Consider the following 5,374-nt stretch of genomic DNA (forward strand, 5'->3'; position numbering starts at 1 on the left):
CATGGGCTGGTCGGGAGGAACCCCTAAAATGTTAAAGGAATCAATCATGCCCGAAATCGTACCGAGCAGCCCCAAAAGCGGAGCAAGCGTAACAATCATCGAAAGATAGTTGAGCCGCGCACGAAGCTTCATTGCCGCCTCACCGTAGGCAGCCTCCACCGCGAGCTTCACATCGTTTCCGGATGCATCAGCGCGTTTTCCCGCGTCCAAAAGGAACGCTGCCACATTGTCGCCCTCTGTCGCTATAGAAGCAAGTCCCTTGCGGGCCGTTCCCGCGATGCTCTGAAGAGACGTCTCCGCTCCCGCTGCCGCCCGCCTGTAATAGAGCCATCTGTCTATGGCAATCGCCGCCACCGACAGAGAACACAGCAGAAGGAGGTACATCACCGGGCCTCCCTTCTGAAAAAGCTCCATGCTGTTCAAAAGAAAAATCCCCTTTCACGTCAATCTTTATCAAAAACCTTAATTTCGCAATCTTCAATAAAAATGATTCTCATAAGCAAACGATAATCATTTTCAGAAAACAGTTAAAATGTAACACAGGTCTTTTGCAAAGTCAATGGATAAACGCAAATTTATGAAAATAATTCTCATTTGTGATATACTGACGAAAGAAAATTCAAATGAACAAATCATAAAAGGAGCTGTCCTGCCTTGTCAGAGAAAAAAATTCTTACTGCCATCGCTGTTTTTCTGCTTCTGCTGTGCTTCGGCTGCCGCACAGCAGACAAAGCGCCTCTCCACGCCGAACGCACCGCAAAAGCTTTCGGCACCACAGTGCGTTTCACCGCAGATGGAGAAAACCCCGAAGCTGTCATTGATGAATGCCTGGAAAGACTCAACATCATAGCAAAGGATTTTTACCCCAAAAATCCCGAAGGCAGCATTGCACGGCTGAATGCCGCCGCAGGCAGCGGAGAGTGGATTGCGCTTTCTCCCGAGGCCTGGCACGTCCTCGCAGTTTCTCAAAAATACTCCGGGCTTACCGACGGCGCATGGGACATCACAATTGCCCCTCTGACCTCGCTTTGGCGTAAATCCTTCGCCAACAGCATGCCTCCGGCAGAGGAAGATATCGCGGCAGCAAAGAAAAATGTCGGCTGGAAAAAGCTTGAGCTCCGCGAATCGGACAAAACCGCCCGCCTCACAGAGCAAGGCATGAGCATAGACCCGGGAGGAGCCTTTAAGGGCTTCGCCCTTGATGAATGCCGCCGCATTTACGCAAAGCACAGCGCCACGGGGCTTATTGACCTCGGAACAAGCTCCATTGCTGCCGCAGGAGGCAAAACGAAGGAAGCGCCCTTCCGCGTGGCGCTCCGCCATCCCAGAAAAGAAGCTCCCGACAGTCTCGGCATTGTTCCGCTGAAGGACTCCGTACTCTCCACCTCGGGAGACTATGAGCATTACTTTATCTCCGACGGCATACGCTATCATCATATTCTCGACACACAGACGGGCTTGCCCGCACAGACCGGACTTTCCTCTGTCTCGCTGAAAATCAAAGCCGACGGCAAAGACACAGGGCTTGTGTCCGACATACTCTCTACAACCTTCTTCGTAATAGGCACAGAAAAGAGCCGCGCACTGCTGCCCTCACTCCCGGTTCATGTCGAAGCGGTTTTCGCGGATGAACATGGAAACATCGCAGACATATTCGGAAATATATTGGAAAAATAACACTGACCTGAGCAATATAAAATGCGCCCCGACTCATCTTGAGCCGAGGCGCATTTTGTATTACTCATCCTTTATTTTATTTTTGTTTATCACACGTTCCTTCAGCCAGCGCTTCAGCAAAAATGCGAGTGCATACGGAAATGTAGCAAATTTCCCGTTCCATCCGATATTTGCATCCGCCAATTTTATACCGTAGGCAATATCCTCATACTTATCACCGTCAATCAGTTTGTTCATTGACTTAGATGCACCATTGGATGCCTTTACTTCCACAGGAATGAGATTATCCGCATCACGCAGTAAGAAATCTATTTCCAAAGTTGCGGTATCATTGCGATAAAAATACAAATCATAACCCTGTTGTCTGAGCATTTGAGCAACTATATTTTCAAACAGCGCGCCTTTGTATACTCCTAAATTTTTATTTAATCGCAAATCTGTCTGTGATTCTTCATCAAGACTTGCAATCAGAAGTCCTGTATCGCCGTAATAAAGCCTGTAATTATCAGGATTATAGTTGCCACGCAAGGGAAGTTCCAGATTTTCAACGCAGTAACAGACATTGATTATTCCCGAGTTTATCAGCCAATCACTGACCCCCACATACTCCCGGCTCCTCGCTCCATGCGCCACCTTGCTGATTTGAAATTTTTTGTTATCCTTGCCAAGAAATACCGGTATCTTGCGGTAGACATTCAGGATTTTTCCTTTATCCAATCCTCCCGCATATTTGGTAATATCTTCTTCATAGTCAAGCAACAGCTGATTTTGCAAAGCAAGCGTTCCACTGTAATTTTTCTGCTGAATGAATCGCCAAACTACTGCCGGCATTCCCCCCAGCATTATATATTCACGGAAATTTTGCTGCAGAACACTTAACTCCGTTGCAGTCAGCGGCTTCAACTCCCGCATGCGTTCATAAAAAATATCAATCTGTTCCTTAGAATACCCTTTAGCCCAGAGATATTCCTCAAAATCCAGCGAATACATTTGAAAGTCCTGCTTATATCCGACACTGTTTGATTCTATCTCCTGATAGTTCAGCCCCATCATCGAGCCCGAACAAATAACATCATATTTTCCGTCAATTTTGAATGCCTTCAGACTAGTAGCACAGCTGGGGCATATCTGAATTTCATCAAAAAATATCAATGTTTTCCCCGGCTCGAACGTACTCTCGGGATTAATCAATGTGATGTTTTTAACTATACGGTCAACATCGAAACCATCAGCGAAAATCTGCTGATATTCAGGCTGCAGAATGAAATTTATCTCTACGAAATTTTTATAATTGTTTCTCCCAAAGCGCTCAATAGCTTCTGTCTTTCCTATCTGTCTCGCGCCACGAACAATCAACGGCAAATGTTCTTCCAATTTTTTCCATGAACACAAAAAATCATCAATTTTGCGTTTTAAGCGATCTCCCACGAATATCACCTCTTTACGCATAGTATATCACAAAATTCACGGCTTTTTTAGTCTCAAAATCACATTTTCTACGGGTTTTTACCATTAAAAATCACATTTTCTATGAGTTTTATGGCCGAAAAATCACAAAATCTTAAGACGCACCACTAAACTGACATAGCCCGGATACAAGAATAAACACTTAATCCCCTTTTATTTACAAAACATACGTTCTATAATATACTAAAGAAATCCATCAACATTATTCTTTAGCAAGAGGAAGAGGGGCTATGTCCGAGCACGCATACATAATCATTGACCTGAAATCCTTCTACGCGAGCTGCGAATGCGTAGACAGAGGATTAGACCCCATGACCACAGACCTGGTCGTGGCTGACCCTGCCCGCGGAGGCGGCACTATATGTCTTGCCATTTCTCCGTCCCTGAAAGCCAAGGGCGTAAGAAACAGATGCCGGGTTTTTGAAATCCCCTCCTGCTTCGACTACATAAAAGCAGAACCGCGGATGCAGCTGTATATAAATTACGCCGGTGCAATCTACAGCATTTACCTTGATTATTTCGACAAAAACGATATCTATGTCTATTCCGTAGATGAAGCATTCATTGACGTAGGCCCTTATCTTTCCATGTATCACATGACTCCGCGCGAACTGGGGAAAATGCTTCTTGCGGAAATAGCAGGGCGGCTCGGACTCCCCGCGTCGCTCGGCATTGGCACAAACCTGTATCTTGCAAAAATTGCGCTGGACATCACAGCCAAGCATAAGCCCGACCGAATCGGAGAGCTCGATGAGCGGCTTTTCCAAGCCGAGCTTTGGGAGCACCGCCCGCTGACTGATTTCTGGCGTATCGGAAAAGGCATTGCGCGGCGGCTCGAAAATATCGGTCTCACGACCATGGGGCGGATTGCGCATGCGTCGCCCAAACGTCTTGTGGATATTTTAGGCATCAACGGCTATATCCTCTATGACCATTCATGGGGACGGGAGCCTACCACCATACAGGAAATCAAAGCCTACCACCCCCGGGAGCACTCCGTATCAAACGGGCAGGTGCTTCTCCGCGACTACAGCTTTTCCGAAGCCCTGTTAATCCTGAAGGAAATGGCAGACGAGCTTTCCCTTGATTTGGTCCGCAGAGGTGTCGCGGCTTCATCTGCAACGCTTTACGTGGGCTTCAGCCGAAAAGGAGATATCCTTATTCCCTCCGCCAGCGGCACTGTCCCCTTCGCACAGCCGACGAACTCAAGCATCAAAATCACAGAGGGACTCGTAATGCTTTTTCACGAAGCAGTCTCTCCTTCACTTTTCATTCGGAGAATCTGCCTTACCGCCAATCACGTAATTCCCGAGGGCGCAGTTGAAATATCCCTGTTTGACGCGCCCTCCGACAATAAAGAACATGCTCTGCAGAACACAATCCTGTCGCTCAAATCACGGTTCGGAAAAAACTCTATCCTTCGCGGCATGGACCTTTTCGAAGCTGCGACCACGCGGCAGAGGAATGAGCAGATAGGCGGACACAAAAAAGGCAGGGACGGCACCACCGCCGTACGCCGCATATTCTCAAACTAAAACGGGTACACGCCGCTGTGTACCCGTTTAATTATGCTTCTGTGCCCATACATTCTATCTCTACAATATCGCCAAGAAGAACCGTCTCGCCGCCAATCATCAGAAACCCCTTCCGAACGTCCAGCTTTTCGAATGCGCCTTCATACCTTTTATAGCGCCCATCCTCAAATGATTTAACCATAACTCTTTGTCCCGGTTCCAACCGCCTGATGGAATCATCAAGCTCATTGAGCTGTTCCTCGCTCAACTCCGGCCTTGGTATCCTTTCATGCTCAAGCTCCTGCCTGCGAAGAGTCTCACGAAGCCCCGGCAGCGCATCAAAGGCCTGAAAAATCTTAGCCCGCGGCGTTGGAATATTAAGTTTTCCCCGCATATATTTCTTCACCTTCAAAACATCAAATAATCTACTTTTATTTTACTCTATTCACCTTATTTCGCAATCAGGCCTAAATGAGCTTTTATAATGGAATAATTTTTTGTGAGAGTGGCGGCTTCCCATTGGCGATAGCTACGCAGTATTGTCAGCAGGCAGGCATCACTTTTGAGCGCAAACGCAGAGCCAGCGCCCCTTTTCTCCCATGACAGGCCTGCTGTCAGAATAAACGTCCGTAAACCCTGCATTTTCAAGCTCACATACCAGCTCATCCCGCGATTTCAGCTTCATGCCGTCGATGAGCCGCGGCCATGTCTCATCC

General features: G+C 47.4%; 5 protein-coding genes. 2 read left to right on the top strand and 3 right to left on the bottom strand.

The window, feature by feature from the left end; genetic code table 11:
• On the bottom strand, positions 1–414 hold a 414-nt coding region (locus tag ACY69O_RS06460), incomplete at its 3' end, for a MotA/TolQ/ExbB proton channel family protein (protein WP_462332650.1).
• Between the two features lie 240 nt (positions 415–654).
• Between ACY69O_RS06460 and ACY69O_RS06465 the strand changes: the two genes are divergently transcribed.
• A complete protein-coding gene (locus ACY69O_RS06465) occupies positions 655–1,677 on the top strand; it encodes an FAD:protein FMN transferase (RefSeq protein WP_462332646.1) in 1,023 nt (340 codons plus the stop codon).
• A 60-nt stretch (positions 1,678–1,737) separates the two neighbouring features.
• Here ACY69O_RS06465 and ACY69O_RS06470 read toward each other — a convergent pair whose 3' ends face one another.
• On the bottom strand, positions 1,738–3,105 hold the full coding sequence (locus ACY69O_RS06470; protein ID WP_462332647.1) for an ATP-binding protein: 1,368 nt from the start codon (positions 3,103–3,105) through the stop codon (positions 1,738–1,740).
• Between the two features lie 269 nt (positions 3,106–3,374).
• Here ACY69O_RS06470 and ACY69O_RS06475 point away from each other — a divergent pair, with 269 nt between their 5' ends.
• Entirely contained in the window at positions 3,375–4,679 is a 1,305-nt protein-coding gene (locus tag ACY69O_RS06475) for a Y-family DNA polymerase (RefSeq protein WP_462332648.1), read from the top strand.
• Between the two features lie 31 nt (positions 4,680–4,710).
• Here the strand turns inward: ACY69O_RS06475 and ACY69O_RS06480 are convergent, their stop codons facing one another.
• Entirely contained in the window at positions 4,711–5,052 is a 342-nt protein-coding gene (locus ACY69O_RS06480) for a YolD-like family protein (RefSeq protein WP_462332649.1), read from the bottom strand.
• Positions 5,053–5,374: the final 322 nt, after the last annotated feature.

Source organism: Schwartzia sp. (in: firmicutes), assembly GCF_978017985.1.